The sequence below is a fragment of the Azospirillum lipoferum genome, from assembly GCF_024170005.1.
Lineage (GTDB): Bacteria > Pseudomonadota > Alphaproteobacteria > Azospirillales > Azospirillaceae > Azospirillum > Azospirillum lipoferum.
This window is the reverse complement of the sequence record NZ_JALJXJ010000003.1, coordinates 1-25,196: the sequence shown is the minus strand read 5'-3', so window position 1 is coordinate 25,196 and position 25,196 is coordinate 1. Positions and strand designations below refer to the sequence as shown.

General features: G+C 68.4%; 25 protein-coding genes. 17 read left to right on the top strand and 8 right to left on the bottom strand.

The features are described from left to right. Window positions 1-258: 258 nt before the first annotated feature. Window positions 259-885, top strand: a complete 627-nt coding sequence (locus J2848_RS07555; protein ID WP_149229598.1) for an acyltransferase — start codon at window positions 259-261, stop codon at window positions 883-885. 9 nt (window positions 886-894) lie between these two features. On the opposite strand, the gene J2848_RS07550 is transcribed toward J2848_RS07555, so the two are convergent. Then, complete coding sequence (locus J2848_RS07550; protein ID WP_149229599.1) at window positions 895-1,458, bottom strand: MarR family winged helix-turn-helix transcriptional regulator; 564 nt, start codon at window positions 1,456-1,458, stop codon at window positions 895-897. A 159-nt stretch (window positions 1,459-1,617) separates the two neighbouring features. On the opposite strand from J2848_RS07550, the gene J2848_RS07545 reads away from it, so the two are divergent. The 3 genes from J2848_RS07545 to J2848_RS07535 all read left to right on the top strand — a co-directional run bounded on the left by J2848_RS07545 (window position 1,618) and on the right by J2848_RS07535 (window position 6,233). Next, on the top strand, window positions 1,618-2,742 hold the full coding sequence (locus J2848_RS07545) for a homogentisate 1,2-dioxygenase (protein WP_149229600.1): 1,125 nt from the start codon (window positions 1,618-1,620) through the stop codon (window positions 2,740-2,742). A gap of 91 nt (window positions 2,743-2,833) precedes the next feature. Further along, on the top strand, window positions 2,834-3,850 hold the full coding sequence (locus J2848_RS07540; protein WP_149229601.1) for a fumarylacetoacetate hydrolase family protein: 1,017 nt from the start codon (window positions 2,834-2,836) through the stop codon (window positions 3,848-3,850). 298 nt (window positions 3,851-4,148) lie between these two features. Beyond that, the gene (locus J2848_RS07535; protein WP_149229602.1) at window positions 4,149-6,233 is read left to right on the top strand and encodes a methyl-accepting chemotaxis protein; all 2,085 of its coding nucleotides are present in this window, start codon (window positions 4,149-4,151) and stop codon (window positions 6,231-6,233) included. A 15-nt stretch (window positions 6,234-6,248) separates the two neighbouring features. Here the strand turns inward: J2848_RS07535 and J2848_RS07530 are convergent, their stop codons facing one another. The 3 genes from J2848_RS07530 to paaX form a co-directional block, all read right to left on the bottom strand. After that, window positions 6,249-7,301: a 2Fe-2S iron-sulfur cluster-binding protein gene (locus J2848_RS07530; protein WP_149229603.1), complete on the bottom strand. Its 1,053-nt coding sequence runs from the start codon at window positions 7,299-7,301 to the stop codon at window positions 6,249-6,251. 104 nt (window positions 7,302-7,405) lie between these two features. Beyond that, window positions 7,406-8,434: a hypothetical protein gene (locus J2848_RS07525; RefSeq protein ID WP_149229604.1), complete on the bottom strand. Its 1,029-nt coding sequence runs from the start codon at window positions 8,432-8,434 to the stop codon at window positions 7,406-7,408. A gap of 238 nt (window positions 8,435-8,672) precedes the next feature. Next, entirely contained in the window at window positions 8,673-9,617 is a 945-nt protein-coding gene (paaX, locus tag J2848_RS07520; RefSeq protein ID WP_149229605.1) for a phenylacetic acid degradation operon negative regulatory protein PaaX, read from the bottom strand. 435 nt (window positions 9,618-10,052) lie between these two features. On the opposite strand from paaX, the gene J2848_RS07515 reads away from it, so the two are divergent. The 7 genes from J2848_RS07515 to J2848_RS07485 all read left to right on the top strand — a co-directional run bounded on the left by J2848_RS07515 (window position 10,053) and on the right by J2848_RS07485 (window position 18,225). Further along, window positions 10,053-11,219, top strand: coding sequence for an ABC transporter substrate-binding protein (locus J2848_RS07515; RefSeq protein WP_149229606.1), 1,167 nt, complete (start codon window positions 10,053-10,055; stop codon window positions 11,217-11,219). A 190-nt stretch (window positions 11,220-11,409) separates the two neighbouring features. Next, the gene (locus J2848_RS07510; protein ID WP_149229607.1) at window positions 11,410-12,285 is read left to right on the top strand and encodes a branched-chain amino acid ABC transporter permease; all 876 of its coding nucleotides are present in this window, start codon (window positions 11,410-11,412) and stop codon (window positions 12,283-12,285) included. A 13-nt stretch (window positions 12,286-12,298) separates the two neighbouring features. Further along, on the top strand, window positions 12,299-13,246 hold the full coding sequence (locus J2848_RS07505; protein ID WP_149229608.1) for a branched-chain amino acid ABC transporter permease: 948 nt from the start codon (window positions 12,299-12,301) through the stop codon (window positions 13,244-13,246). Window positions 13,247-13,278: 32 nt separating this feature from the next. Then, window positions 13,279-14,067, top strand: a complete 789-nt coding sequence (locus J2848_RS07500) for an ABC transporter ATP-binding protein (RefSeq protein ID WP_149229609.1) — start codon at window positions 13,279-13,281, stop codon at window positions 14,065-14,067. A gap of 11 nt (window positions 14,068-14,078) precedes the next feature. Further along, on the top strand, window positions 14,079-14,783 hold the full coding sequence (locus J2848_RS07495) for an ABC transporter ATP-binding protein (RefSeq protein WP_109048004.1): 705 nt from the start codon (window positions 14,079-14,081) through the stop codon (window positions 14,781-14,783). Window positions 14,784-14,833: 50 nt separating this feature from the next. Continuing rightward, on the top strand, window positions 14,834-15,484 hold the full coding sequence (maiA, locus tag J2848_RS07490; RefSeq protein ID WP_149229610.1) for a maleylacetoacetate isomerase: 651 nt from the start codon (window positions 14,834-14,836) through the stop codon (window positions 15,482-15,484). Window positions 15,485-15,645: 161 nt separating this feature from the next. Further along, on the top strand, window positions 15,646-18,225 hold the full coding sequence (locus tag J2848_RS07485; protein ID WP_149229611.1) for an ATP-binding protein: 2,580 nt from the start codon (window positions 15,646-15,648) through the stop codon (window positions 18,223-18,225). A 9-nt stretch (window positions 18,226-18,234) separates the two neighbouring features. Here J2848_RS07485 and J2848_RS07480 read toward each other — a convergent pair whose 3' ends face one another. Beyond that, the gene (locus tag J2848_RS07480; RefSeq protein WP_149229612.1) at window positions 18,235-19,170 is read right to left on the bottom strand and encodes a DMT family transporter; all 936 of its coding nucleotides are present in this window, start codon (window positions 19,168-19,170) and stop codon (window positions 18,235-18,237) included. Between the two features lie 206 nt (window positions 19,171-19,376). Here J2848_RS07480 and J2848_RS07475 point away from each other — a divergent pair, with 206 nt between their 5' ends. The 3 genes from J2848_RS07475 (at window position 19,377) to J2848_RS07465 (ending at window position 21,134) form a co-directional block, all read left to right on the top strand. Further along, window positions 19,377-19,973, top strand: coding sequence for a hypothetical protein (locus J2848_RS07475; protein WP_149229613.1), 597 nt, complete (start codon window positions 19,377-19,379; stop codon window positions 19,971-19,973). A 48-nt stretch (window positions 19,974-20,021) separates the two neighbouring features. Beyond that, a complete protein-coding gene (locus J2848_RS07470) occupies window positions 20,022-20,210 on the top strand; it encodes a hypothetical protein (RefSeq protein WP_149229614.1) in 189 nt (62 codons plus the stop codon). Window positions 20,211-20,381: 171 nt separating this feature from the next. Beyond that, window positions 20,382-21,134 carry a cold-shock protein gene (locus tag J2848_RS07465; protein WP_149229615.1) on the top strand — a complete coding sequence of 251 codons (753 nt, stop codon included), beginning with the start codon at window positions 20,382-20,384 and terminating at the stop codon, window positions 21,132-21,134. A 17-nt stretch (window positions 21,135-21,151) separates the two neighbouring features. Here the strand turns inward: J2848_RS07465 and J2848_RS07460 are convergent, their stop codons facing one another. The 3 genes from J2848_RS07460 to J2848_RS07450 form a co-directional block, all read right to left on the bottom strand. Further along, window positions 21,152-21,418, bottom strand: a complete 267-nt coding sequence (locus tag J2848_RS07460) for a DUF2934 domain-containing protein (RefSeq protein ID WP_149229616.1) — start codon at window positions 21,416-21,418, stop codon at window positions 21,152-21,154. Window positions 21,419-21,455: 37 nt separating this feature from the next. Continuing rightward, complete coding sequence (locus J2848_RS07455; RefSeq protein ID WP_149229617.1) at window positions 21,456-21,890, bottom strand: CBS domain-containing protein; 435 nt, start codon at window positions 21,888-21,890, stop codon at window positions 21,456-21,458. Between the two features lie 110 nt (window positions 21,891-22,000). Continuing rightward, a complete protein-coding gene (locus tag J2848_RS07450) occupies window positions 22,001-22,672 on the bottom strand; it encodes an NnrU family protein (RefSeq protein ID WP_149229618.1) in 672 nt (223 codons plus the stop codon). 136 nt (window positions 22,673-22,808) lie between these two features. On the opposite strand from J2848_RS07450, the gene J2848_RS07445 reads away from it, so the two are divergent. The 3 genes from J2848_RS07445 (at window position 22,809) to J2848_RS07435 (ending at window position 24,973) form a co-directional block, all read left to right on the top strand. Then, window positions 22,809-23,459 (top strand): DedA family protein, encoded by a 651-nt coding sequence (locus J2848_RS07445; protein WP_149229619.1) that lies wholly within the window; start codon window positions 22,809-22,811, stop codon window positions 23,457-23,459. Window positions 23,460-23,606: 147 nt separating this feature from the next. After that, on the top strand, window positions 23,607-24,191 hold the full coding sequence (locus tag J2848_RS07440) for a DUF4398 domain-containing protein (RefSeq protein ID WP_149229620.1): 585 nt from the start codon (window positions 23,607-23,609) through the stop codon (window positions 24,189-24,191). Continuing rightward, window positions 24,188-24,973 (top strand): OmpA family protein, encoded by a 786-nt coding sequence (locus tag J2848_RS07435; protein ID WP_149229621.1) that lies wholly within the window; start codon window positions 24,188-24,190, stop codon window positions 24,971-24,973. The genes J2848_RS07440 and J2848_RS07435 overlap by 4 nt, the downstream gene beginning before the upstream one ends. Window positions 24,974-25,196: the final 223 nt, after the last annotated feature.

Below are 25,196 nucleotides of genomic sequence, written 5' to 3'. Positions count from 1 at the left end.
GACGTTTCGGCCGAACGCTCCGGCATGCGGGCGCGCGGCGGGCCGGCTTGGGTGAACCGTTATGGTTGCCAACGATACAGTTTCATTTGATACCAATCAAGCCCTGATCCGAGGGCACGGAGAGGTGTCTCCGGGAAGTGATACACCCATGATTATTATGGCAGAAAATCAGTATCGCGTACAGCGCGCCGCGGTGTAGCCTTGCGGCAAAAGACCGGAAAAGACACTCCGGACAGAGACATCGAGGAAAGCCCGATCATGACCAATTCCACCCTGCCGCGCCCAACCGTCTATGCCATCGACGGCGTGATCCCCGTCATCGACCCGACCGCCTTCGTCCATCCCTCCGCCGTGCTGATCGGCGACGTGGTGGTCGGATCCGGCTGCTATGTCGGCCCCTGCGCCAGCCTGCGCGGCGATTTCGGCCGGATCGTGCTGCACCGGGGCAGCAACGTGCAGGACAACTGCACCCTTCACGCCTTCCCCGGCCACGATGCCATCGTCGAGGAGGACGGGCATGTCGGCCATGGTGCCGTGCTGCACGGTTGCATCGTCCGCCGCAATGCGCTGGTTGGCATGAATGTGGTGGTGATGGACGGGGCGGAGATCGGCGAGGAGTCGATCGTCGCCGCCATGGCTTTCATCAAGGCCGGCTTCGTCGTGCCGCCGCGCACGCTGGTTGCCGGTCTGCCTGCCAAGGTGGTGCGCGAGCTGCGCCCCGACGAGGTCGCCTGGAAATCGGAAGGGACGGAGGAATACCAGCGCCTCGCCCGCCGCTCGCTCGCCACCATGGTCGCCTGCGTCCCCCTGGAAGCGGAGGAACCGGGCCGCGGCCGGGTCGATGCCGGGACCGCCCAGCCGCTGCACAAGGTGAAGGGAGGCTGAGCGGCCCCCTTACTCGTCTACAGTCTCTGCCACAGCCTCTGTCACCGCCTGCGCATCCACCGGGGCCGGGCGGGCGGCGAGCTGGTCGGCGCGGGCCTGGAGCTTGGACAGCAGGGTATCGAGCTGCGCCCGCTCGTCGATCGACAGGGCGTCGGTGACCTCTTCCTCATAGCTCAGCGCCATCGGCACGATCTCCGCATAGATCGCCAGCGCCTTGGGCGTCAGGGTCAGCAGGGCCTTGCGGCGGTCGGTGTCGCCCGATTCGCGCAGGATCAGTGCCGAATCGAGCATGCGGCTGATGGCGCGGCTGACCTGCACCTTGTCCATCGCCGTGCGCTGCGCGATCTCTCCCGCGCTCATCGTCTCGCCGCCGCCCAGCACGGCGATGATCCGCCATTCCGGGATCGTGATGCCGAACCGCTTCTCGTAAAGCTTGGCCAGCGTGTGACTGACCGTGTTGGCCAGCACCGACAGCCGGTAGGGCAGGAAGCGCGTCAGGTGCAGCGCCGGCAGCTCCGCCGGGCCTGAGGCGGATTTTGAGGATGCGGTGCGGGAACGGCGGGCGGGCGGCATCGGCGGAGCATCGTCTGTGAGGGAGAGTCGCGGGTGCCCCCATCCTGCGCTGTAATTTGGCTCTTGCAACAGTTTCAAACGAAACTAAAATGGCGGCAACGGAACAAGCCTGCCGGCACCCGATGCGGACGCGCCCGGCGGCATTGAGGGGGAAGCGCCATGAAGAACTGGATTTCGTTTCCGAAGGTCGAGGGCACTGCGTCGCGCCAGGCCCATGTCCGGCTTCCCGCCGGCACCTACGAGCGCGAATTGGGGCGCGAGGGCTTCTTCGGCCCGGCGACCCAGATGCACCATGCCCACCCGCCGACCGGCTGGACCAGCTTCGATGGACCGCTGCGGCCACGCGCCTTCGACCTGAACCATGTCGACCACATGGCCGGCTGCCCATTGGAGGCGCCGGCCCTGATGGGGAATGGGGCGACCCAGGTGCGGCTGTGGCGCTTCAAGGGCAGGATGGACCATCTCGTCCGCAATGCCGACGGCGACGACCTGCTGTTCTTCCACCAGGGCGGCGGCCACCTGTTCTGCGACTACGGCCATCTGGAGGTGCGCGAGGGCGACTATGTCGTGCTGCCGCGCAACACCTGCTGGCGGCTGGAGACGGACGAGGCGGTGATGGTGCTGATGGTGGAGGCCACCGGTGACGCCTACAAGCTGCCGCACAAGGGGCTGGTCGGCACCCATGCCATCTTCGACCCGGCGGTGCTGGACGTCCCGGCGCTGGACGACGCCTTCCAGGGGCAGAAGCACGAGCGCGAGACCCTGGTCCGGGTGAAGAAGCGTGGGCAGCTCTGCGCCATGACCTATCCGTTCAACCCGCTGGACGCGGTGGGCTGGCACGGCGACCTCGCCCCGGTGCGGCTGAACTGGCGCGACATCCGCCCGCTGATGAGCCATCGCTATCACCTGCCGCCGTCGGCGCACAGCACCTGGATCGCGGGGCGCTTCATCGTCTGCACCTTCGTGCCGCGGCCCATCGAGTCGGACCCGGAGGCGCTGAAGCTGCCCTATTACCACTCCAACGAGGATTTCGACGAGGTGCTGTTCTATCACCGCGGCCAGTTCTTCTCGCGCGACAACATCCATCCCGGCATGGTCACCTACCACCCCTCGGGCTTCCCGCACGGGCCGCACCCGAAGGCCTACGAGGTGGCGCAGAAGTTCGAGCGCAAGGAGACCGACGAGGTCGCCGTGATGATCGACACCCGCGATCCGCTGGACGTCTATCCGGCGATGGAAGGCGTCGAGTGGGGCGGCTACGCCGACAGCTGGAAGGCGAAATGAGCGGCACCCGGAACAAGGGGCCGGAAACAAGGGCCCTGGAAACAAGGGTCAAGGCTGCCTGACGCTGAATTCTGAGGAAGGGAAGAGACCAATGAAGCTGGCAAGTTTGAAGGCGGGCGGGCGCGACGGCACCCTGGTGGTGGTGTCGCGCGACCTGACCCGTGCCACCCCGGTGCCGGAGATCGCCCGCACTCTGCAGGCGGCGCTGGACGACTGGGCGGCGCTGGCGCCGAAGCTGGAGGAGGCCTATCGCGCGCTGAACGCCGATCCGGCGGCCGGGCGGCCCTTCGACCCGGCCGCGGCGGCCTCGCCGCTGCCGCGCGCCTACCAGTGGGCGGACGGGTCGGCCTACGTCAACCATGTGGAGCTGGTCCGCAAGGCGCGCGGGGCGGAGATGCCGCCCAGCTTCTGGACCGATCCGCTGATGTATCAGGGCTGTTCCGACGGCTTCCTGGCCCCGACCGACCCGATCCCGGCGGCGACCGAGGCCTGGGGCGTCGATTTCGAGGCGGAGATCGCCATCGTCACCGGCGACGTGCCGATGGGCGTCTCGGCCGAGGCGGCACGCGGCCACATCCGGCTGCTGATGCTGGTCAACGACGTATCCTTGCGCAACCTGATCCCGGCGGAGCTGGGCAAGGGCTTCGGCTTCTTCCAGTCCAAGCCCGCCTCCAGCTTTTCTCCCGTCGCGGTGACGCCGGACGAACTGGGCGACTCCTGGGATGGCGGCAAGCTGCACCGGCCGCTGGTGACGACGCTGAATGGCGAGCCGTTCGGCTGCCCGGACGCCGGGGTCGACATGACCTTCGATTTTCCGACGCTGATCGCCCATGCCGCCAAGACCCGCCATCTGGCGGCCGGCAGCATCGTCGGGTCGGGCACGGTGTCGAACAAGCTGGACGGCGGACCCGGCAAGCCGGTCGCTGTCGGCGGCGTCGGCTATTCCTGCCTTGCCGAACTGCGGATGATCGAGACCATCGAGCATGGCGCGCCGAAAACCCCCTTCATGCGCTTCGGCGACCGCGTGCGGATCGAGCTGTTCGACAAGGACGGCGCCAGCGTGTTCGGGGCCATCGACCAGCAGGTGGTGCGGTACGACGGGCCGTAAGGACCGAATCCGCGCCGACGCTCGATCATATTCTCAGTTGTGGACATGGCGCCGGCAGGGCATGGCTTTGCTCTGTCGGCGCCTTTTTCGCGGTTGCAGCAATATCAAACGGCTGATTGGGTCGACAAGGACGACCAGTCCGAAAGCCGTTCCACGGTTGAGCCGTATGCCGGGCAGTCCCGAGAATTGACGTGCCTTCCGATCGTTATCGATTATAAGGTGCCGCCTCTTACCCCTATTTGGTACCGCCTTTGCGTTCGTTCCCGGACATTTGGCGGACCGGACGAAGGCGTGCGGCATGAAGGTTCGCTTCAGGACGAAGATCATCATCGGCATGGCGGCGGTTCTGGCGGCGGGCGCCGCCGCGGTGACCGCGGTGTCGCTCACCCTCTCGCGCGACGCCGGGCATAAGGCCGCCCAGACCCTGGCCGCCGAGATGGCCGACCGTCATGGAGCGCGGGTCGCCGCCGACCTTTCCGCGGCACTCGACGCCGCCCGTGCCGCCGCGGCACTGGTGGAGGTGGAGCGGTCCACCGGAACCCCGCGGCGCGAAACGGTGAACCGCTACCTCCGCCGCGTCGCGGAGGCCAACCCGCTCTATGCCGGGGTGTGGGTCGACATGGCCGACGACGGGTTCGACGGCCGGGATGCGGCGTTCGCCGACCATGACCGCTCCACCGAGATTCTCGGCCTGCCCAAGACCGGCCGGATGAGCCTGCTGTGGCTGCCGGGCGAGAAGGGGGTACATGCCGACGACAGCGAAGGCTATCCCTTCGCGGAAGTGCAGGAGAAGGACTATTACAAATCGGCCGCCGCTGCGCGGAAGCCGGTGCTGACCGAACCCTATCTCGACGACTTCACCAAGCGGCTGATGACCAGCGCTGCGGCGCCGGTGACGGATGGCGCGGCCGACGGGGGGCGGGTGATCGGCGTCGCCGGCGTCGACATGGCGCTGACCGGTCTGACCGATCTGGTTCGGTCGGTGAAGCCCTATGGCGATGGTTTCGCCGCGGTGCTGACCGGCTCCGGCCTCTATGTCGCCCATCCTGACGATCGCAAGCTGTCGAAGACCGCCGACGATCTGCCGGAGGCGGCCCGCCGCGCTGTCGCCGAAGGGCGAACCTTCGACGGGCTCGTCACGCTGGCCGGGGCGCCGCATTACCTGCGATTGGCGCCGGTGCGTTTCTCCGGGGCGGAAGGGGCCTGGTCCTTCCTGGTGGCGGCGCCGCAAACCAGCGTGATGGCCGATGCGAACCGGCTGACCCTGCTGACCGTGCTGGTCAGCCTGGGCTGTGTCGCGCTGGGATGTCTGGTGGCCTGGAGGGTCGGCGACGGCATCGCCCGGCCGGTCACTGCCGTCACGGTGACGATGGACCGGCTGGCGGCCGGCGATCTGGAGGTGACGGTGCCGGGCGCCGACCGCGACGACGAGGCCGGCGGCATGGCCCGCGCCGTCGAGGTGTTCAAGGAGGGGCTGGTCCGGGCAAGGGAACTGGACCGCCAGCAGCAGGCCGACTGGCACGCCAAGGAGGCCCGCGCCGCGGTGCTGGCCGAATTGCAGAAGGGCTTCGAGGGTCGGGTCGGCGGCCTGACCGGAGCACTGGCGTCTGCGGCCCAGCAGCTCGAATCGACCGCCCGCGGCCTGACCGGCATCGCCGACCAGAGCCTCGGCCGGTCGGAGCAGGTGGCCGCCTCCGCCAGTGCCGCCGCCGACAGCGTGCAGACCGCTGCCGCGGCGACGGAGGAATTGTCCGCCTCGGTCCAGGATATCGGCCGGCAGGTGGCGGACTCCGCCCGCATCGCCGATGCCGCGGTGTCCGACGTCAAGCGGGCCGACGAGGCGGTCGCCGTCCTGGCGGAGAGCGCCGAACGGATCGGTGCCGTGGTGGAACTCATCAACTCCATCGCCGGCCAGACCAATCTGCTGGCCTTGAACGCCACCATCGAGGCGGCGCGGGCCGGTGAGGCGGGCAAGGGCTTCGCCGTCGTCGCGTCGGAGGTGAAGAGCCTCGCCAACCAGACCGCGAAGGCGACCGAGGATATCGTCGGCCAGATCAAGGGCATCCGCGATGCGACGCAGGAGGCGGTGACCGCCGTCCATGGCATCAGCGAGACCATCGCCCAGGTCAGCCGCATCGCGTCGGGGATCGCCGCGGCGGTGGATCAGCAGGCGGCGGCGACCCAGGAAATCGCCCGCAGCGTGATCCGGGCTGCCGACGGGGCGCAGGAGGTCAGTGGCGGCATGGGCAACATCCGGGCGGGCGCCGGCGAAACCGGGGTGGCGGCGGACCAACTGCTCGCCGCCGCCGCCGCGCTCGCCGGCCAGTCGAAGGATCTGACCCGCGAGATCGACGGCTTCATCGCCGGCGTCCGCAAGGCCTGAGGTATCCGTTCCCCGTCACCCTACCGCCATCAGCCGGTCGGCCGGCAGCGTTTCCGGAATGTGCTGGGAGACGTAGCCTTCGCTGTGGATCTGGTCTTCCCTGGCACCCAGCGCGCGGGCGGCGGTGACGCAGGACTCGACGAAAGCGGGGCTGCCGGCGGTGAAAATGGCGTGGCCGGACAGGTCGGGGAACAGGCCGGGCAGGATGGCGGGGATGCGGCCTGTCAGATGGCCGGCAGCCTCCTCCCGTGTCAGGGTGACCTTGACCTTGAAGTTGCGGTATTTGGCCTGCCAGTAGCTGAGCAGACCCAACTCGTACACGTCGGCCTGGGTGCAGGCGGAGAACAGCAGCGTCACCGGTGGGCGGTAGCCGCGGCGCAGTGCCGCGTCGGTCAGCGCCAGGATGGGTGCCAAGCCGGAACCGGCGGCCATGCACAGCACCGGGCTGTCCACCGACGGATCGCCGATGAAGGTGCCGTAGGGACCGGACAGCTTCACCATGCTGCCGACCGAAAGCCGGTCGTGGATCCAGCCGCTGGTCGGGCCGCCGTCGACGCGGGTCACCTGCAACACGATCTCGCCGTCCGGGCGGGGGGCGTTGGCGATGGAATAGCAGCGCGGCGGCGCGCCGGCCGACGCGTCGCCCAGCATCACATACTGGCCCGGCCAGTAGCGCAGCGGCTGGCCCAGCGGACGCAGGCGCAGCTCCACGATACGCGGCGTGCGCGGGATACGGTCGGTGACGATGAACAGAACGTTCTCGCGCGGCGGGAACAGCTTGGGCTGGGCGTCGGCGGTACCGTATTCGATCACCAGCTCGTCGGAGATCGGCTTGGCCATGCACATCAGGCCATAGCCGTCCTTCCGCTCGGGCTGGGACAGCGCCATGTCCAGAACCATGCCCTGGTCGAACTGGCCGCTGAGGACCTTGACCTTGCATTCACCGCAGGCGCCGGCGCGGCAGTTGTTGGGCAGGGCGTAGCCGGCCTGTTCCAGCGCCGACAGGACGGTCTCGCCGTCACGGCACTCGACCGTGCGGCCGGAGGGGTGGAGGCGGATGCGGCTCACCGGGGAATCCTTGGGCGGGATTGAAGACGTGGAGACGGGGTGCCTCCCTCCCTGACCCTCGAAGAGGGGGAGGGAGGGGAGACGGTAGGGTTCAGGTCGGCGCCTCAGAACACCGGGATGATTTCGTCCATGTCGACGTCCCGCACTTCCTCGCCGGTGATGCCGACTTCGGGAATCGCCGGGAAGGGGATGCCGTAGCGGTCCAGCACGCCCTTCAGGTTCAGCATGGCGTTGCGCCAGTTCTCCTTCTTCGCCTCGTAATCCGGGATGTGGAAACCGGCGTTGCGGGCGATCGCCTCGGCCTCGCGCTGGGTGGCGATGAAGTCGTCGGGCAGGTCCCAGAACTGGGGCGGCGGTTCGAACAGGACGGCGGACAGGAACAGGTAGCCGGCCCGGATCTGCTTGGTGATGATCGACCGGTCCTCCACCGCCAGATGGGGATAGTCGCGCTCCATCACCGACATGCAGATCGCCATGTGGCGGCCCTCGTCGCGGCCGATGTTGCGGAAGGCCTCCTTGAACACCGGCTCGCTGCAGCCGGCCGCCATCTGGTGGAAGATGGTCGCCGCCGCGATCTCGCCCATCAGGAACGAGCTGAACAGCACAGCCAGCGAGTATTTCGGAACCGCCTTCTTGTAGCCGTCCCAATAGCGCCCGCCATTGTAGTAGAGCCAATGGGCGTTCTTCTGCAGCCGGCGACCGAGATCCGTCCTCGGCTCGTAGGTCAGCGGGCTGGCGGCCTCCAGCAGCTTGGTGATGGCCAGCCCGCACATCTGCTCGTGGTTCTGCTCGTCGCGGGTGACGGAGAAGAAGCAGCGGCGGACCGGGTCCTCCTCATGCACCTCGTAGGTCTTGATCAGCGCATGGGCGAAGACCGGCGGGGCCGACGCGTCGAACACCGACAGGATGGTCCACCAATAGGCGATGGCCTCCCGCTCCTCCCAGCTGTAGCGCGACACGTCGAAGCTGTCCCAGGGCAGCTTGGCCGGATCCCAGTTCTCGCGCTGGGCGGCGGCGTAGACCTCTTCCAGCTTCTTGGTCTGCGACACCCAGGACAGCGGATAGACGTTCGGCTGCGGCGTGTCGGGGGGGAACTCCATCCTGTTCGCGATGGGGGTGTAGTCCTTGGACATGGGGGCGTTTCCTCCGGGAGCGTTCCGCGGGCGCTCACATTACCATCGGCGCCCTATGGTTTTTATATGACACAGATATTTTTGATCATCAACAAATTCTGTATCATGTTATCGGCACGGAGGAATGCTGCTAAACAACTGATTTAAAAAGGAATACGCGCGGATGTGTCGAATTGATCCAGATCAATTCGTTCGCAAAGCGGATTTTCATCGGTAGCTAGGTATCAGAAAACGGGCGTCAGCCGGCTGCAACGCTCTCCAGCCCGCCGAAGCGGCCGTGGAAGGAGGGCTGGGCGTCGGGCAGCGGGCCGTTGGCGGTGGTCGCCGCCTGCATCAGGAAGGATTCCGACGGGCCGGCGAGGCGGCGGTAGAGGTTGCGGGTCAGCATTCGCGATTCCTGGCCCGGCCAGTCCGTCGGCAGCAGGTCGGGCGGCAGCATCGGGTCGCGCAGCAGGATGCGGCGGAAATCATGGATCATCAGCGTGCGCAGGACGAAACAGGCGGCCGGGTCCGGCGCGTCGGCGGCATCGACCGCCGCCCAGACCGGACGGAAGTGATCCAGAAATGCCGCATAGTCGTGTTCCAGCTGATCGATGTCCCAGCAGCCTCGGACCAGATCGCGCAGCGCGCCGAAGCCCTCCGCCCGGTCCAGGCTCGCTTTCATGTGGACGATCTTATCCGCTACCCCAAGTTCCGCCAGCGACCGGTGCATCGCCGTTTCATCGCAGTTGGGATGGGCATAGACGGTGGCCGACGCTGCGCCGAAGCCCTGCCAGATCAGTTCCCGCCGCAGGGCGTCGCGCGTCTCGGCATCCAATGCGTTGGGCGGCACCATCAGCAGGTCCCAGCCGCGGTCCCATTCGCGCGCCAGCGGCGCGTAGATCCGCCGCTCCGCCGCGGCGAAGCGTTCCTTCCCGCTGTCGGTGACGCGGTAGAAGCTGCGCCGGCCGATCTGGGTGTTGGTCAGCCAGTCGTCCTTGCACAGCCGGAAGACCGAGGTGCGGATGATCCGCTCGCTCATGCCGAACAGGCCCATCAACTCGATCAGGCTGCCCAGCCACAGCGATCCGCCATGCGGCAGCACCGCGTCGCCATAGACGGTGATGATCAGCGATTTCGCCCGCGGCGCGATGGTCTCGGTCAACTGGGCGGCAAGGTCTTCGGGGCGGCGCGGGCGGGCCATGCGGTGGGGGCGTCCTTGTCGGTGCGGCTTGCGATAGGGGTGGGGCGGATCAGGGTGGAGCGAGGGAGTTGTATACGAAACCCGGGGCCGGTTGGGCCAGTGCCGCGACAGTGCAGACACTCCGGCCGGCGGCCGATAGGAGCGGGCTCGGACTTTCCGTTTGACAATCATTAATGTGATACACTAGGTTGGCGCTTCAAAGTAAATTTGTGTCATAAAACGAAATGACAATTCCCTGGGTCTGCTCCGGAGGGATCGCAAAAGGGAGGGGAGGCGGGCGGCAACATCCGTACTTCGATTGTGGTTGCGGAAGCCAAAATTTTTCTTTGGAAATTATTTCGTTTGAAACATTATGTAAGGCAAATCGTTTCGCAGCGCCGGGATCGGGCCGCCGCCCGGTCCGGCGACAAGCGGGGCAGCACTCGGGAGGACATCATGCGCAAAGGCCTGCTTGCCACCATCGCTCTCACCGCCATGACCGCCATGATGGCGGTGTCCGGCCTGATGTCCGGGGCCGCCCAGGCGGCGGACCCGATCAAGGTCGGCGCCATCGTCTCGGCCACCGGCCCGGCCTCCTTCCTCGGCGATCCGGAGAAGAAGGTGCTGGAGCTGTATGCCGACCGCATCAACAAGGCGGGCGGCGTCGATGGCCGTCCGCTGCAGCTGACCGTCTATGACGACGGCGGCGCCGCCGACAAGGCGGCGTCCTTCACAAAGCGCCTGATCGAGAGCGACGGCGTCGACGTGATCGTCGGCGGCACCACGACCGCGGCGACCATGGCGGCGGTGCCGCTGGTGGAGCGGGCGGGCGTGCCCTTCATCTCGCTGGCCGGTGCCGTGGTGATCGTGGAGCCGGTGAAGAAGTGGGTGTTCAAGACTCCGCACACCGACCGCATGGCGGCGGAAAAGGTGATGGAGGACATGAAGAAGCGCGGGCTGACCAAGCTTGCGCTGCTGTCCGAGGACAGCGGCTTCGGCAAGTCCGGCCGCGAGCAGACCGTCGCCGTCGCCAAGGAGCGCGGGATCGAGCTGGTCGCCGACGAGACCTACGGCGCCAAGGACACCGACGTCACCGCGCAGCTGACCAAGATCAAGAACAACGCCGCGGCGCAGGCGGTGCTGGTGTTCGGCCTGGGCCAGGGTCCGGCGGTGGTGACCAAGAACTACCGCCAGCTCGGCATCTCGCTGCCGCTCTACCAGTCGCACGGCGTCGCGTCGAAGGAATATATCCGGCTGGCCGGCGGTGCTGCCGAGGGGGTCCGCCTGCCGGCCGCCGGTCTGGTCGTCGCCGCGCAGCTGCCCGACGGCGACCCGCAGAAGAAGGTCGTGACCGAGTTCACCAAGGTCTACGAGGACAGCTTCAGCACCGAGGTCTCGACCTTCGCCGGCCATGCCTATGACGGCCTGATGATCGCGCTGGACGCGGTGAAGCGCGCCGGCGGCACCGACAAGGCCAAGCTGCGCGACGCTATCGAGCAGACCAAGGGCTATGTCGGCACCGGCGGCACCGTGACCATGAGCGCCAAGGACCACATGGGCCTGACCCTGGACGCCTTCCACATGGTGGAGGTGAAGCAGGGCGATTGGGCGCTGGTGAAGTGACGAGCGTCGCTGGGATCCCCTCCCCCCCGGGGAGAGGGTTAGGGTGAGGGGGATGCAGAGCGTGGCGTCGGTTGAATTGCCACGCTTCGCATTCCCGCCAATCCACCCCACACGTCCCCCTCACCCCGACCCTCTCCCCGGGGGGGAGAGGGGGGAATGTGCGCGGGAGAGGAACATCAGGAACCCAACGATGTTCGCGGAACTGCTGCAATATCTGCTGTCGGGGCTGACCATTGGCGCGATCTATGCGCTGGCGGGGCTCGGCTTTTCGATCATCTACAACGCCAGCCACGTCATCAACTTCGCCCAGGGCGAGTTCATCATGATCGGCGGCATGGCGTCGGCCACCTTGACCGCGTCGGGCGTGCCCTTGCCGCTGGCGATCCTGATCGGCTGCGGCGGCGCCATGCTGGTCGGGGTGCTGGTGGCGAAATTCGCGGTCGAGCGCGCCCGCAACGCCTCCACCGTCACCCTGATCATCATCACCATCGGTGCCTCGATCTTCCTGCGCGGCATCGCGGAGCTGGTGTGGGGCAAGGATTTCAAGCGGCTGGACGCTTTCTCCGGCGAGACGCCGATCCAATTCCTGGGCGCCTCGATGCAGCCGCAGTCCTTGTGGGTGGTGGGCACGGCCGGGGTGCTGATCGTCGCCATCGGCCTGTTCTTCGCAAAGACGCTGACCGGCAAGGCGATCCTCGCCACCTCGCACAACCGGCTGGCCGCCCAACTGGTCGGCATCGACGTGAAACGAGTGGTTCTGGCGTCCTTCGCACTGTCGGCGGCGCTGGGTGCGGTCGGCGGCGCGGTGGTCGCCCCCATCACCTTCTCCTACACCGAGATGGGCATCATGCTGGGGCTGAAGGGCTTCACCGCCGCGGTGCTGGGGGGGCTCGGCCATGGGCCGGGCGCGGTGGCCGGCGGGCTGATCGTCGGCATCGCCGAGGCGCTTGGTGCCGGCTATATCTCCTCGGCCTACAAGGATGCGGTGGCCTTCGTCATCATCCTGGCCGTCCTTCTCTTCATGCCGAACGGGCTGTTCGGCAAGCGCGGCACCGAACGGGTGTAAGGACCGGAAACCGATGAACGCACTCCTTCACGGGCGGCTGACCGGCCTGTTGGCACTGGGCGCGGTGATCGCGGTCCTGCCAGCCTTCCTGCCCAACAACTTCTATCTCGACATCGCCATCCTGGCCGGCTTCAACGCCGTGGTCTGCGTCGGGCTGAACCTGCTGATCGGCTATGCCGGGCAGATCAGCCTGGGCCATGCCGGCTTCTTCGGCATCGGCGCCTATGCGTCCGGCGTGCTGGTCGGCAGCTATGGCTGGCCGCCGGTGCTGGCGCTGCTGGCCGGCGCCGTGTTCGTCGGGCTGCTGGCCTTCCTGGTCGCCAAGCCGATCCTGCGGCTGAAGGGCCATTACCTCGCCATGGCGACTTTGGGCATCGGCATCATCGTGTCGATCGTGCTGCGCACCGAAAGCGGCCTGACCGGCGGCCCCGACGGCATGATGGTGGAGCCGTTCAAGATCTTCGGCGTCGAGCTGTATGGCGAGAAGGTCTGGTACTGGGTGGTCGGCGTGCTGCTGGTCGGCGTGGTCTGGCTGTCCTTGAACCTGATCGACAGCCCGATGGGACGCGCCTTGCGCGCCGTCCACGGGTCGGAGGTGGCGGCCGAAGTGGTCGGCGTCGATACCGCGCGCTTCAAGGTGCTGGTCTTCGTGCTGTCGGCGGTGTTCGCCAGCGTGGCCGGCAGCCTGTTCGCCCACTATGCCGGCCTGATCACCCCGGCCAAGGCCGACTTCTTCAAGTCGATCGAGCTGGTGACCATGGTGGTGTTCGGCGGTATGGCCTCTACCTTCGGGGCCGTCGTCGGGGCGGTGGTGCTGACGCTGCTGCCGCAGGCGCTGACGATCTTCCAGGATTACCAGCAGATCGTACTGGGCGGCATCCTGATGGCGACGATGGTGTTCATGCCCAAGGGGCTGCTTCCCACCCTGGCGGCGCTGTTCCCGGCGCGGAGGCGGGCATGAAGATGCTGGCGACTGCAGAACTTTCCCCGGATATGACCAGTCAGGCCCGCCGTGTCGGCCCGCCGATCCTGAAGGTGGAGCATCTCAGCCGCGAGTTCGGCGGCGTGCTCGCCATCGGTGATCTCAGTTTCACCATCGCCGCCGGCGACATCCATTCGATCATCGGACCGAACGGGGCGGGCAAGACCACGCTGTTCAACCTGGTAACCGGCGTCTACAAGCCGTCGGGCGGCCGGGTGCTGTTCGACGGGGCTGACGTGTCGGGCATGGCGCCCTACAGGCTGGCGGCCCGCGGCATGTCGCGTACCTTCCAGAACCTGCAGATCTTCTTCAACATGACGGCGCTGGAGAACGTCATGGTGGGGCGGCACCTGCACCTGAACACCCGGCTGCTGCCGGCGCTGTTCCGTTTCCCCTCGCTGGTGCGCAAGGACCGCGAGGCACGCGACCGGGCCGTGCAGCTGATGACCGAGGTCGGGCTGGAGAAGTACGTCGATGCCGACGCAGCCTCCATGCCCTACGGTGCGCTGAAGCGGCTGGAGATCGCCCGCGCGCTGGCGTCGGAGCCGAAGCTGCTTCTGCTCGACGAGCCGGCGGCCGGCCTGAACGCCACCGAGAGCCGCGAGATCGACGAGGTCATCAAGACCGTGGCCGCGACCGGCGTCACCATCGTCCTGGTGGAGCACGACATGAAGATGGTGATGGGCATCTCGCACCGGATCACCGCGCTGAACCAGGGCCGCATGCTGGCCGAAGGCACGCCGCAGGAGGTGGCGGCCAACCCGGACGTCATCGCCGCCTATCTCGGCGCGGCCCCGTAAGGAGAGCCCCCATGCTTCTGGAGATCGAGGGCCTCAACAGCCATTACGGCCGCATCCACGCGCTGAAATCGGCCAGCCTGACCGTGCGGGAGGGCGAGCTGGTGGCGCTGGTCGGCGCCAATGGGGCCGGCAAGACGACGCTGCTGCGCACCCTGTCGGGCGTCCATCCCGCCAGCAGCGGCCGCATCACCTTCGACGGTTGCGACATCACCCGGATGAAGGCGTCGCGCCGCGTCGCCGAAGGGGTGGTGCAGGTGCCGGAGGGCCGGCAGCTGTTCGGCCCGCAAAGCGTGGAGGACAACCTCCGCCTCGGCGCCTACCGCCGCGGCAGCGGCAAGCCGGATGACGACATCGATCGGCTGTACGAGATGTTCCCGGTGCTGAAGGTCAAGCGCGACCAGCCCGCCGGTACACTCTCGGGCGGTCAGCAGCAGATCGTCGCCCTTGGCCGCGCGCTGATGGCGAAGCCGCGCCTGCTTCTGCTCGACGAGCCCAGCATGGGGCTGGCGCCGCTGCTGGTGGCGGAGATCTTCGACGCGGTGCAGCGGCTGAAGCGCGAGGGCACCACCATCCTGCTGGTCGAGCAGAACGCCCATGCGGCCCTTGCCATCGCCGACCGTGGTTACGTGATCGAGACCGGCGAGATCGTGCTGAGCGACAGCGGCGCCGCCCTTCTCAGCAACGAGCGGGTGCGGCAGGCTTATCTCGGGCTGTGATAGCTTTCGATGCCGAATCGCCGCCGCAAAACCAAAACGGATCCAATCCCGTGAAACTCCACACCTACTTCCGCTCTTCCGCCGCCTACCGCGTGCGCATCGCCCTGAACCTGAAGGGTTTGGCGCCGGAACAGGCCTTCGTCCATCTGCGCAAGGGCGAGCAGGCCAAGCCGCCCTATGCCGACCTCAACCCGGAACATCTGGTGCCGGCGCTGGAGGTCGACGGGCCCGACGGGCACCATGTGCTGACCCAGTCGATCGCCATCATCGAATATCTGGACGAGACGCATCCCACCCCGGCGCTGCTGCCGGCCGATGCGCCGGGCCGCGCGCGGGTGCGGGCGCTGGCGTTGGCGGTGGCCTGCGACGTCCATCCGCTGAACAATCTGCGGGTGCTGAACCATCTGAAGACCATGGGCCACGACCAGGAGGAGGTCGACGGCTGGTACCGGCACTGGGTCGCCGTCGGGCTGACCGCACTGGAGGCGCAGCTGGCCGGCAATCCACGGACCGGGCGCTTCTGCCATGGCGACGAACCCGGTCTGGCCGACATCCTGCTGGTGCCGCAGCTGTTCAATGCCCGCCGGATGGGTTGCGCGCTGGAAGGCTATCCCACCCTGCTGCGTATCGAGGCGGCCTGCGCCAGCCTGCCGGCCTTCGCCACCGCCGTTCCCGACCGGCAGCCCGACGCGGAGGCATGAACCCATCGCCACAGGACGGCGCCGCATGCCTGCCTTTTGTCCCGCTCAGGTCACACCCATTCCGTTGGTGTTAGCGGTTTCGCGACATCCTTCCGTGGTATAGAGGTAGACGGAAATCGGGCGGGGATGACAGCCGGGCGATGTTGGGCAATTTTTCTTCGATGGCGTACGACCTTGCCGAGAACATCGCGGCGAGCGCCTTCGTCGTTCTTGCCTATACCTTCCTGATCCGCCGCTCCGACGGCTGGAGCCTGAACACCCGGCAGATCGTGCTCGGCGCGGTGATGGCGCTGACTGCCCTCTTCTCGATGATCCACCCGATCCATATCGGGCCGGGCATGTTCATCGACGCGCGGACCCCGCTGATCGGGTTGAGCGCCCTGTTCGGCGGTCCTCTGTCCGCCGCCATCGCCGCCGTGGCGGTCGCCGGTTACCGCCTCTTCCTGGGCGGGGCGGGGATGGAAGCCGGCGTCGCCAACGCGCTGCTGTCCTTCCTGACCGGCGTCGGCTTCGCGATTTGGATGAAGCGGCGTGGCCTGGCGCTGGGCGTCGTGTCGCTGCTGGGCTTCGGGCTGCTGCTGACGCTGGTCTCGATGTCGACCCTGCTGCTGCTGCCCACGCTGGAGCTTGCCTTGCAGATCGGCCAGCGCACCGCACCGGCGCTGCTGGCCATCGTTCCACTCGGCACGCTGTTCCTGGGCGGCCTGCTGTTGCGCGAACAGCGCCACCACGACGCCGAACGGTGGCTCGGCGAGAGCGAGGCGCGGTACCGCCTGCTGGCCGACAATGCCACCGACATGATCCTGGAGATGCAGGCAGACGGGTCGGTGCGTTACCTGTCGCCGTCGGTGCGCGACATCCTGGGCCACGACCCGGCGGAGATCGTCGGCTCCGCTCCGGCCAACCTGCTGCACCCCGATGATCTGGACAGTGCGGCGATGGCCTTCGCCGGCATGCAGCCGGGGTCGCCCCCCGTCACCTTCACCCACCGGCTGCGCCATCGCGACGGCCATTACCTGTGGGTCGAATCCAGCATGCGCCCGACGGTGGGCTCCGATGGCGACTTCGTGGTGGTCGGCGTCGTCCGCGACGTGACCGAGCGCAAGCGCTATGAAGAGGAGCTGTCCGCCGCCCGCGCCGAGGCGGAAGCGGCCAACCGCGTCAAGTCGGAATTCCTGGCCTCGATGAGCCACGAGATCCGCACGCCGCTGAACGGCGTCATCGGCTTCGCCGACCTGCTGCTCGCCACCGAACTGACCGCGGAGCAGCGCCAGTATGTGGCGCTCCAGCGCGAGGCCGGGCGCGGGCTGCTGGCCATCATCGGCGACATCCTGGACTATTCGAAGATCGAAGCCGGCAAGCTGGAGCTGGAGGAGCGCCCCTTCGACCTGCACCGGCTGCTGCGCGACTGCCGCGACCTGATGAGCAACGCAGCCTCGCAGAAGGGGCTGCTGCTGCAGCTGTCGCTGGGCGGCACCGTGCCGCGCTATGTCCGCGGCGACGAGGCGCGCATCCGCCAGATCCTGCTGAACCTCGTCGGCAACGCGGTGAAGTTCACCGAACGCGGCTCGGTGCTGGTATCGGCCGGACTTCTGTCCGGGCAAGGCAGCGGGAATGCAAGTGGCGAGGGGGCGCCGGACCAGGAGGTGGCCCAGGTGCGCTTTTCGGTCAGCGATACCGGTCCCGGCATTCCGGTGATCGATCAGGCCAACCTCTTCCAGCGCTTCAGCCAGGGCGACCGTTCCACCACCCGTCGTTACGGCGGCACCGGGCTCGGCCTCATCATCTCCAAGCAGCTGTCGGAGCTGATGGGCGGGCATATCGGCGTGCAGAGCAGCCCGGGCGTCGGCAGCACATTCTGGTTCGAACTGCCGCTGCCCTTCGCCGCCGCCACCCCCGGACTGGCTGTCGAGCGCAAGGAGGCGGCGACGACGCGCAGCGCCCGCATCCTGCTGGCCGAAGACGTGCCGATGAACCAGATCGTCACCTCCTCCATCCTCTGCAAGGCGGGCCACACGGTCGAGGTGGCGGAGGACGGCATCCTGGCGGTGGAGGCGATGCGCAAGGGCGAGTTCGACCTCGTCCTGATGGACATGCAGATGCCGCGGATGGACGGCTTGCAGGCGACCGCGGCGATCCGTCAGCTTGGCGGACGGCGAGGAACCGTGCCCATCATCGCGCTGACCGCCAATGCGCTGGCCGATCAGCTGCAGCTTTGCCTGGATGTCGGCATGAACGACCATGTGACCAAACCGATCGAGCGCGACACGCTGCTGTCCGCGGTCGACCGCTGGCTCGACGCCAAGGCGAAGGCGGATCTATCGGAGGGCGAGAGCATGGAAGAGGCGGCGGTTCTGGCCGGGGTGGCGCCGGTGTCCGACAGCGTGCCGGTGCTGAACCGCGCCACGCTGGACACGCTGGCCGAAACGCTGGGTGCCGATGTGCTGCCGCGCTTCATCACCGGCACGCTGTCCGAACTGGCTCTGCGCGCCGATAGGATCAGCGAGGCGGAGTCGTCGAAGACCGCCGCCGCCGATGCCCATGCCATGGTGTCGCTTGCGGGCAATGTCGGCCTGCTGGAGCTGTCGCGCACCGCCCGCAAGCTTCAGCATGCCTGTGAACAGCAGCGGCCGGACGTACCGGCGCTGAAGGCCGAGTTGCGCGACGGCGTCAACCGCGCGTCTTCGGCACTTCAGGCGGCGCTGCCCACCCTGGGCGTGGCGGTGGAGACGGCGCGCTGAGGCTGCGTTTCAGCGGTTGACGATCAGGGCGACGCCGGCGACCGCGACCGCGGCACCGACCCAGGCGCCCAGCGCCGGGCGCTGGCCGGTCAGCAGCCACATCATCGGCAGGATCAGAACCGGGCTGAGCGCCGACAGGGTGGCGACCACCCCGGCATTGCCGTGGGCCAGCCCGACCAGCAGCAGCGTCATCCCCAGCCCAACGCCCAGCAGCCCGTTGCCGGCGATCTGCAGCATCAGCTTCGGCGTCAGTCCGCTGGGGACGAGCAGTCCTCCCAGCCCCACACCGGCTTCGCCGCCGCTTGTTACCGCCGCACCGCTGCGGACGGCCGACAGGACGCCGATCGCTGTGAACATCAGCGCCGCCGTGGTGACCCGCACCGCGGCTGAGGCGATCGGGTCGGCGCCCGCCGCCATCACCGGCTTGGCGATGATCGAACCGGCGGCCTGTCCGACCGCGGCCAGCAGGCAGACCGACACGCCGGCCAGCAAGCTGCCCTGGATCGCCTCCCAGCTGTGAGTGGAGCCGGAGCGCAGCGCCACCGCCAGCATCACTCCCAGCGTGACCAGCGCCACGCCCAGGATGGTCCACGGCCCCAGCGCCTCTCCCAGCAGGGCGTAGGCGAGCAAGGCGGTCAAAGGCGCGTTGGCGGCGTAGATCACCACGTTGCGGCGTGGGCCCAGGCGGCTGAGCGACCAGAACAGCGCCATATCCCCCACCACGATCCCCAGCAGCCCCGACAGCGCCAGGGTCAGAGCCGACCCGGTATCCAGAGTCTGCCAGCCGCCCATCAGCGTGGTGGCGACCAGCAGGGCGGTGGCGACGATGGTCAGGCGCACGCGGTTGAAAGCGATGGAGCCGAGCACCCGCACCGGTCCGATGGCGATCAGGCCGCCCGCGGCCCAGCACAGCGCCGCGCCCAGGGCGGCCATGTTGGCGATCATGATGGAAGGAGAACCGTCGGTTGAGGATGGGGGAGTGAGAAAAGGGACAGGCACTCTACAGCCGCCCCCCGTTGCCTGCGAAATGAGCAAGATGCATGGCCGGGCCGATCTTCCGTCCGTCGGCCGGAACCGTGCCCTGTCTCCCGCCGTTGATTCGGTTGAAGCAGGCACCCTGTGGCATAGCCCATCCGAGGAGCACGCGACCGATGCGGACACATTTCATCAGGCTTGGCCCCGTCGCCCTTGCCATGGCGGCCGGGCTCTTCGCCACCCAAACGGCAGCAGCCCAGACGGGCGGAGCGACCCAGGCGACCTGTGGCGCAATGGTGGAGCAGTTCGCCGCCGACATGGGCCTGTCGACCGAACCGCCGCCGGTCGCCGCCCCCGGCAGTGGAAATGGCGCCGGGGCGCCCGGCCTGTCGGGCTCCACTCCGCGCGACGAACTGGGGTCGGGCAGCGGCAGCGAGCAGCTGGCCCAGTCCGGCGGCATGGTGGCGCCACCCGCCATCGGCGACCGGTCGGTGGTGGAACCGCCGGCCATCGGCAGCAACATGCCGACCGCTCCGTCCATCAGTCCGCAGGCCAGTCCGCAGGCCAATTCCCGGGTGACGCCGGACAGCGGACCCGGCGGCTCCGGTGGGGGCGACGGGCTGATGGGGCAGGCGGCGCGGAATGCCCAGGTCGAATCGCTGGTCACCGCTGCCCGCAGCGCCGCCCGCGACGGAGACGAAACCCGCTGCATGAACAGTCTGAACGACGCCCGCCGCCTGTCGCGGACCGCTCCCGGCGGTCACGGTGGCTGATTGGGGCGGCTGATGTCGATTACTTGTCAAAGATTTGAGGAACCGCGCATGACCTTCCAACTTGGACCGTATCCGCCCGCGCCGCCGCGCGAGCCGTCGGTGCCCGACGAAGAATCGATCCCGGTTCCGGGTGATCCGGCGCGCCCGCCGCTGGGAGAACCGCCGGGACCGATCCCCGTCCCCCCGCGCGAACCGCCGCCGGCGCCGGACCATCTGATGGACCGTCTGATGGGTTGAGCCCTGCCCATTCGGTCTGATGGGCGTAATTCAAAGCCCATCCGGCGCATTCGGAGCGGTCCCGACTTGCCAAGAGCGTCCGGACGGGCGATGTGTCAGGGGTTGGCGCCCACCGGTCCATAGAGGGACCGGCCCGGGCGCCGCTTCTGTTCGCCGGAGTTCGGGTTTCCCATGCACAATCAGCCGCCCCGCAGCCACGTCTATCGTCAGCCCAACGTCGTCGCCACCCAGGTGACGGCCACCGTGAAATGGTTCAACCCCGAACGCGGCTACGGCTTCGTCAAGGTCGGCGACAGCGGCAAGGATGCCCTGCTGCCCGCCTCGCTCGTCGTGCCCGCCGGCCACACCACCCTGCCGGACGGCGCCACCGTCGTCGTCGACATCGTCGAGGACCGCAAGGGCCAGCAGGTCAGCGTCCTGCATTCCGTCGATCTCTCCACCGCCGCCCCGGCCCGTCCGCAGGGGCGCGAGCGTGGCTTCGGCGACCGGGGCGACCGTGGGTTCGGTGATCGTGGCGGTGACCGCGGCTTTGGCGCGCGCCGTGATGGCGGCGGACCGCGTGACCGTGGCTTCGGCGATCGCAATTTCGGGGATCGGGGTGGTGACCGGGGGGGCTTCCAGGGCCGTGGGCCGGATCGCGGCTATCAGGATCGGGGCCAGGATCGCGGTTTCCAGGATCGCGCTCCCCGCCGGCCGCAGCAGGCCAGCGGCCCGACCAGCGAGATGGGCGCCACGGTGAAGTGGTTCAACGGCGGCAAGGGCTATGGCTTCGCGCAGCCGGATGACGGCGGGCGCGACGTCTTTATTCCGGCCCGTGCGCTGGAAAGCGCCGGTTTGCGCGGGCTGGATGACGGGCAGCGCGTGCGCATGACCGTCCGCCAGACCGAAAAGGGCATGGAAGCGGTCAGCCTCAAGGTCGAGTGACCGCTTCAACCCTCCCGTCAGCTGTCCGACGGGACCGATGACTGTCCCAGATGCTCCGCCGCTTCCCGCTGGTTGCGGGCGGCGGCGTCATTGGGAACCGCCAGCCCGGCGTCCGGGCTGTTGACGCGGGGGCCGCCGGCATTGCGGCGGTCCTCCTCCTCGATCTCGCGCGTAGCCTGCGCCCAATGGTCGAGATGGCGGTGGTCGGGCCGCCCTTCCTCTTCCCACAGCCGATAGGCCCGTTCACGGACCCGCGGGTCGTTCGGCCCCAGTGTGTGTTCCATGATGCTCGGTTCCCGATGTTGAGGGCGGCCGGTCAGGTCAGGTCCGGTCCGGCTGGGAGGGCGAGGAAATCCGTTCCAGCGCGTCCTGGACTGCGCGGTCGTTCTTGGCGTCGGTGGCAAGATCGCCCAGCGAGACGATGCCGGTCAGCCGGTCGTTGCGGTCCACCACCGGCACCCGCCGGATCTGCTGGCCGGCCATCAGCTCGGTCACGCTGCCGACCGGATCGTCCTCGTAGCAGTAGCGGGGATTGGCGGTCATCACCTCCGACACCCTGGTGCGGTCCGGCTGCTTTCCGGCGGAGATCGCCCGGATGGTGATGTCGCGGTCGGTCACCACGCCGACCAGATCCCGGCCGTCGCAGACGGGCAGGATGCCGACGTTCAACTGGTCCATCAATTGCGCGGCCCGGCGGATGCTGTCGTCGGGCCGTACCGTCTGCACGTCGCGGGTCATGATCTCGCGGATTTTCATGCGGGGGCTTCCTGGAGCAGTGGCGGTGGGCGCAGTGGCAGGGACAAGGTGGAGGTGGGGCGCGGTACTCCCGTCCCGTCCTCAACAGATGCGCCGGTCCGCCGTCCCGCTCAACCTATCCAGTAGAGTGGATCCACCCCGAAGAGCAGGGGGTGCAGCATCAGCATGCCCCCATAGGCGGCAAGCCCGCCGGCCAGCCGTGCCGGCCCCATCTCCGCCAGCCCGCTGAGCGCTCCGCGCCAACCTTGCGGTCCGGTCAGCGGCAGCAGCGCCGTCTCCGCCCGGAAGGCGCGGCCGGCGGAGGTACGGCGCAGCACGACCTCGTTCTTCACCAGCGCGAACAGGGTGATCGCCGCCATGGTGCCGAACAGCAGCACCCGGCGCCCGTCGCCGGTGGCGTTCAGATGGGCGAGCGCCCACAGCAGCAGTGCCAGACTGCCGGGTGCGCGGGTCAGGCGGTAGATGCCGCGCGGCGGATTCGGCGCGCCCTGGCTGCCGAAACGCGTGGTGACGCGGGCAACCAGCAGCAGGAAAACGATCGGCATCACCGCCGCCACCAGCGGGGCCGCCCAGTCGAAGGGGGTGAACAGCACTTCCCCGCCGTCGGCGGCGCGGTAGGCCAGCACGAACAGGGTCAGCGTCACCAGCGAACCGACGGAATGGAGCGTCGCGAAGCCGCTGCGGCCGAGCCGGGCGATCAGGACGGGCCGCACCCCCGGCCAGGACGGCAGGGCATGGCTGAGGAACAGCAGGGCGGCGGCGAAGGCGAGGGATGGGGTCATGATGGAGACACTAAACCGTGGACGAACGACCCTTTCCTTGATTGGGGTCAAGAAGTGCGGGAATGGGGGAACGTCCGCAAGGTCCGCACGGTTCACAAGGGAAGGCCAGTCCAGCTCCCCAACCGTCGCGGACCCCATGACCGAGTGGATCATCCAGATCGTGCAGCAGTTCGGCTATCTCGGCATCTTCCTGATGCTGATCCTGGCCCGCGTGCTGCCGCCGGTGCCGGCGGAGACGGTGATACCGCTGGCCGGGATGGGGGCCGCGACGGGGGAGTTCAACCTGCTGCTGGTGGCGCTGGCCGCCGGGGCGGGGTCCGCCGTTGGGGAGCTGGTCTGGTACCTGCCGGCCCACTGGATGGGGCGCGAGCGGTTCGAGGCCTTCCTGCGCCGTCACGGCCACTGGCTGACGGTGAAGCCGGAGCAGGTCCACCGCGCCACCGAATGGTTCGCCCGGCGCGGCGGTGTCGCCGTTCTGTTGTGCCAGCCTTTGCCGGGGTTGCGCACGCTGATTTCCGTTCCCGCCGGGGCCTGCGGGCTGCCGATGGGGGTATTCCTGCTCTATGCCACCGCGGGGGCGGCGCTGTGGTCGCTGGTGCTGGCCGGTACCGGCTATCTGGTGCGGGTCGGCTTCCCCTGGATCGCCGACTGGATGGTGCCGGGGGCGCTGGTGCTGTTCATCGTCCTGCTGGCCGCCTATGTGCTGCGGCTGGTCCGCCACCGCCGCGCAAACCGCAGGGACGGGCGTCGGGCGGCGCAGGGTGGTGTTTCGCGCAGTGGTGGCTGAGCATCTGCGGAACCTTCGCCCCGGCTGGCGCGTTGGAGGCGCGAGACGTCCCAGAAGGACATGGCCGTAGGAACAGGGCCGAAGGGACATGGTTTCGGCCAGACCCCGGTTTCCGGCGTGAAGTCCGACCCGAAAGGAACCGACCAGATGACCCGCAAATCCGCAATGACGATCCGGTGGCGAGCCGCCGCCGTTCTGTCGGCGGCGCTCGGCATGGCCGCCTGCGCCACCGACGTGCCGCCGCCCACCGCCCAGCTCGGCGCCGCATCCCAGGCGGTGCAGGAGGCCGAGCGCGCCAACGCCCTGCAATATGCCCCGGTGGCGTTGCAGAGCGCCCGTGACAAGCTGGCCGCCGCCGACAAGGCCATGCGCGCCGACGAGCGCACCCGCGCCCGCCGCCTCGCCGAGGAGGCCCGCGTCGATGCCGAGCTGGCGACGGTGACCTCGCAGCGCGCGGTGACCCAGCAGGCCGCCAGTGCAGTGGCCAAGTCCGCGGTGCCCAACACCCCGCGGTCCGCCGCCGCGCCGAACGTGGCGCCGGTCTACAGCGGTTCGACCCTCGGCGGCACGCCGCCGGCCGGCGGGTCCAGCGATGGCGATTCCAACCTGAGCGGTTCGAGCTATGCCGCTCCGCCCGCCGTTCCGTCGGCGCCGGCCGGCTCTCTCGGCACGATCAACGGGACCAGCGGCGGCAACAGCTGGGGCTACAGCTATCCGGAGGTGCGTCAATGACCGCGTTCGCTCCCCGCACCATCCCCGTTCTCTCGGGCCTCGTTCTTGCCGGCCTCGGTCTCGGGCTGGCCGGTTGCGCCACCCAGCCGACCGACAGCGCCGCCCTGACCCAGGCGCGCCAGGATTACAGCCTCGCCGCCGCCAACCCGCAGGTCGCCGGCAACGCTCCGCTGCAGCTGCGCGACGCCGAGACGGCCTTGCGCCGCGCCGAGGCGATGCGCGACCAGGGCGCCGATGCCGCCGAGGTGGACCATCAGGCCTACATCGTCAGCCGCCGGGTGCAGATCGCCCAGGAGGCGGCCGGGGTGAAGGGCGCCCAGACCGTGGTCGCCAACGCCGACACCTACCGCCTCCAGGCCCGCAATACCGAGCTGGAGCAGCAGTTGCGCGACCTCCAGGCGCAGCGGACCGAGCGCGGTCTGGTCATGACGCTGGGCGACATCCTGTTCGCCACCGGCCGGGCGGAACTGACCCCCGGCGCCTATGAGCGCCTCGACCGGCTCGCGCAGTTCCTGCAATCCCAGCCTAGCCGCACCATCCGGATCGAGGGCCACACCGACAGCACCGGCAGCGACACCACCAACCTGCGCCTGTCGGAAGCCCGCGCCAACTCCGTCCGCGACGCCCTGACCATGCGTGGCGTCTCGCCGTCCCGCATCGTCACCCAGGGCATGGGCGAGGCGCAGCCGGTGGCGAGCAACAGCAACGACGCCGGCCGCCAGCAGAACCGTCGCGTCGAGATCGTCATCTCCGACGACGGCCGGGTCGCGGAGACGCGGTAAGTCCTCGCGGAGGAAGCCAATCTTCCCCGGCGTAAACATCCCCTCTCCCCCCCGGGGAGAGGGTTAGGGTGAGGGGGATGCGCGGCGGGATTTCGACAAGAATTCAGCATGTGCGGGGGGGGGGGCCCCCCCCCCCCCCCCCCCCCCCGCGGGGGGGGGGGGGGGGGGTTGGGGGGGGGGGGGGGGGGGGCGGGAAAAAGAGACGTATGTGCACAACCAAAAA

Excerpts from the sequence above, each read along its gene's own strand:
- J2848_RS07515 (WP_149229606.1), top strand. The coding sequence starts at position 10,053 with ATGCGCAAAGGCCTGCTTGCCACCATCGCTCTCACCGCCATGACCGCC.
- J2848_RS07435 (WP_149229621.1), top strand. The coding sequence starts at position 24,188 with ATGACCGCGTTCGCTCCCCGCACCATCCCCGTTCTCTCGGGCCTCGTT.
- J2848_RS07475 (WP_149229613.1), top strand. The coding sequence starts at position 19,377 with ATGCGGACACATTTCATCAGGCTTGGCCCCGTCGCCCTTGCCATGGCG.
- J2848_RS07480 (WP_149229612.1), bottom strand. The coding sequence starts at position 19,170 with ATGATCGCCAACATGGCCGCCCTGGGCGCGGCGCTGTGCTGGGCCGCG.
- J2848_RS07455 (WP_149229617.1), bottom strand. The coding sequence starts at position 21,890 with ATGAAAATCCGCGAGATCATGACCCGCGACGTGCAGACGGTACGGCCC.
- J2848_RS07545 (WP_149229600.1), top strand. The coding sequence starts at position 1,618 with ATGAAGAACTGGATTTCGTTTCCGAAGGTCGAGGGCACTGCGTCGCGC.
- J2848_RS07465 (WP_149229615.1), top strand. The coding sequence starts at position 20,382 with ATGCACAATCAGCCGCCCCGCAGCCACGTCTATCGTCAGCCCAACGTC.
- J2848_RS07450 (WP_149229618.1), bottom strand. The coding sequence starts at position 22,672 with ATGACCCCATCCCTCGCCTTCGCCGCCGCCCTGCTGTTCCTCAGCCAT.
- J2848_RS07500 (WP_149229609.1), top strand. The coding sequence starts at position 13,279 with ATGACCAGTCAGGCCCGCCGTGTCGGCCCGCCGATCCTGAAGGTGGAG.
- J2848_RS07505 (WP_149229608.1), top strand. The coding sequence starts at position 12,299 with ATGAACGCACTCCTTCACGGGCGGCTGACCGGCCTGTTGGCACTGGGC.
- J2848_RS07555 (WP_149229598.1), top strand. The coding sequence starts at position 259 with ATGACCAATTCCACCCTGCCGCGCCCAACCGTCTATGCCATCGACGGC.
- J2848_RS07550 (WP_149229599.1), bottom strand. The coding sequence starts at position 1,458 with ATGCCGCCCGCCCGCCGTTCCCGCACCGCATCCTCAAAATCCGCCTCA.
- J2848_RS07495 (WP_109048004.1), top strand. The coding sequence starts at position 14,079 with ATGCTTCTGGAGATCGAGGGCCTCAACAGCCATTACGGCCGCATCCAC.
- J2848_RS07510 (WP_149229607.1), top strand. The coding sequence starts at position 11,410 with ATGTTCGCGGAACTGCTGCAATATCTGCTGTCGGGGCTGACCATTGGC.
- J2848_RS07470 (WP_149229614.1), top strand. The coding sequence starts at position 20,022 with ATGACCTTCCAACTTGGACCGTATCCGCCCGCGCCGCCGCGCGAGCCG.
- J2848_RS07540 (WP_149229601.1), top strand. The coding sequence starts at position 2,834 with ATGAAGCTGGCAAGTTTGAAGGCGGGCGGGCGCGACGGCACCCTGGTG.
- J2848_RS07445 (WP_149229619.1), top strand. The coding sequence starts at position 22,809 with ATGACCGAGTGGATCATCCAGATCGTGCAGCAGTTCGGCTATCTCGGC.
- J2848_RS07485 (WP_149229611.1), top strand. The coding sequence starts at position 15,646 with ATGGCGTACGACCTTGCCGAGAACATCGCGGCGAGCGCCTTCGTCGTT.
- J2848_RS07535 (WP_149229602.1), top strand. The coding sequence starts at position 4,149 with ATGAAGGTTCGCTTCAGGACGAAGATCATCATCGGCATGGCGGCGGTT.
- J2848_RS07525 (WP_149229604.1), bottom strand. The coding sequence starts at position 8,434 with ATGTCCAAGGACTACACCCCCATCGCGAACAGGATGGAGTTCCCCCCC.
- J2848_RS07460 (WP_149229616.1), bottom strand. The coding sequence starts at position 21,418 with ATGGAACACACACTGGGGCCGAACGACCCGCGGGTCCGTGAACGGGCC.
- paaX (WP_149229605.1), bottom strand. The coding sequence starts at position 9,617 with ATGGCCCGCCCGCGCCGCCCCGAAGACCTTGCCGCCCAGTTGACCGAG.
- J2848_RS07440 (WP_149229620.1), top strand. The coding sequence starts at position 23,607 with ATGACCCGCAAATCCGCAATGACGATCCGGTGGCGAGCCGCCGCCGTT.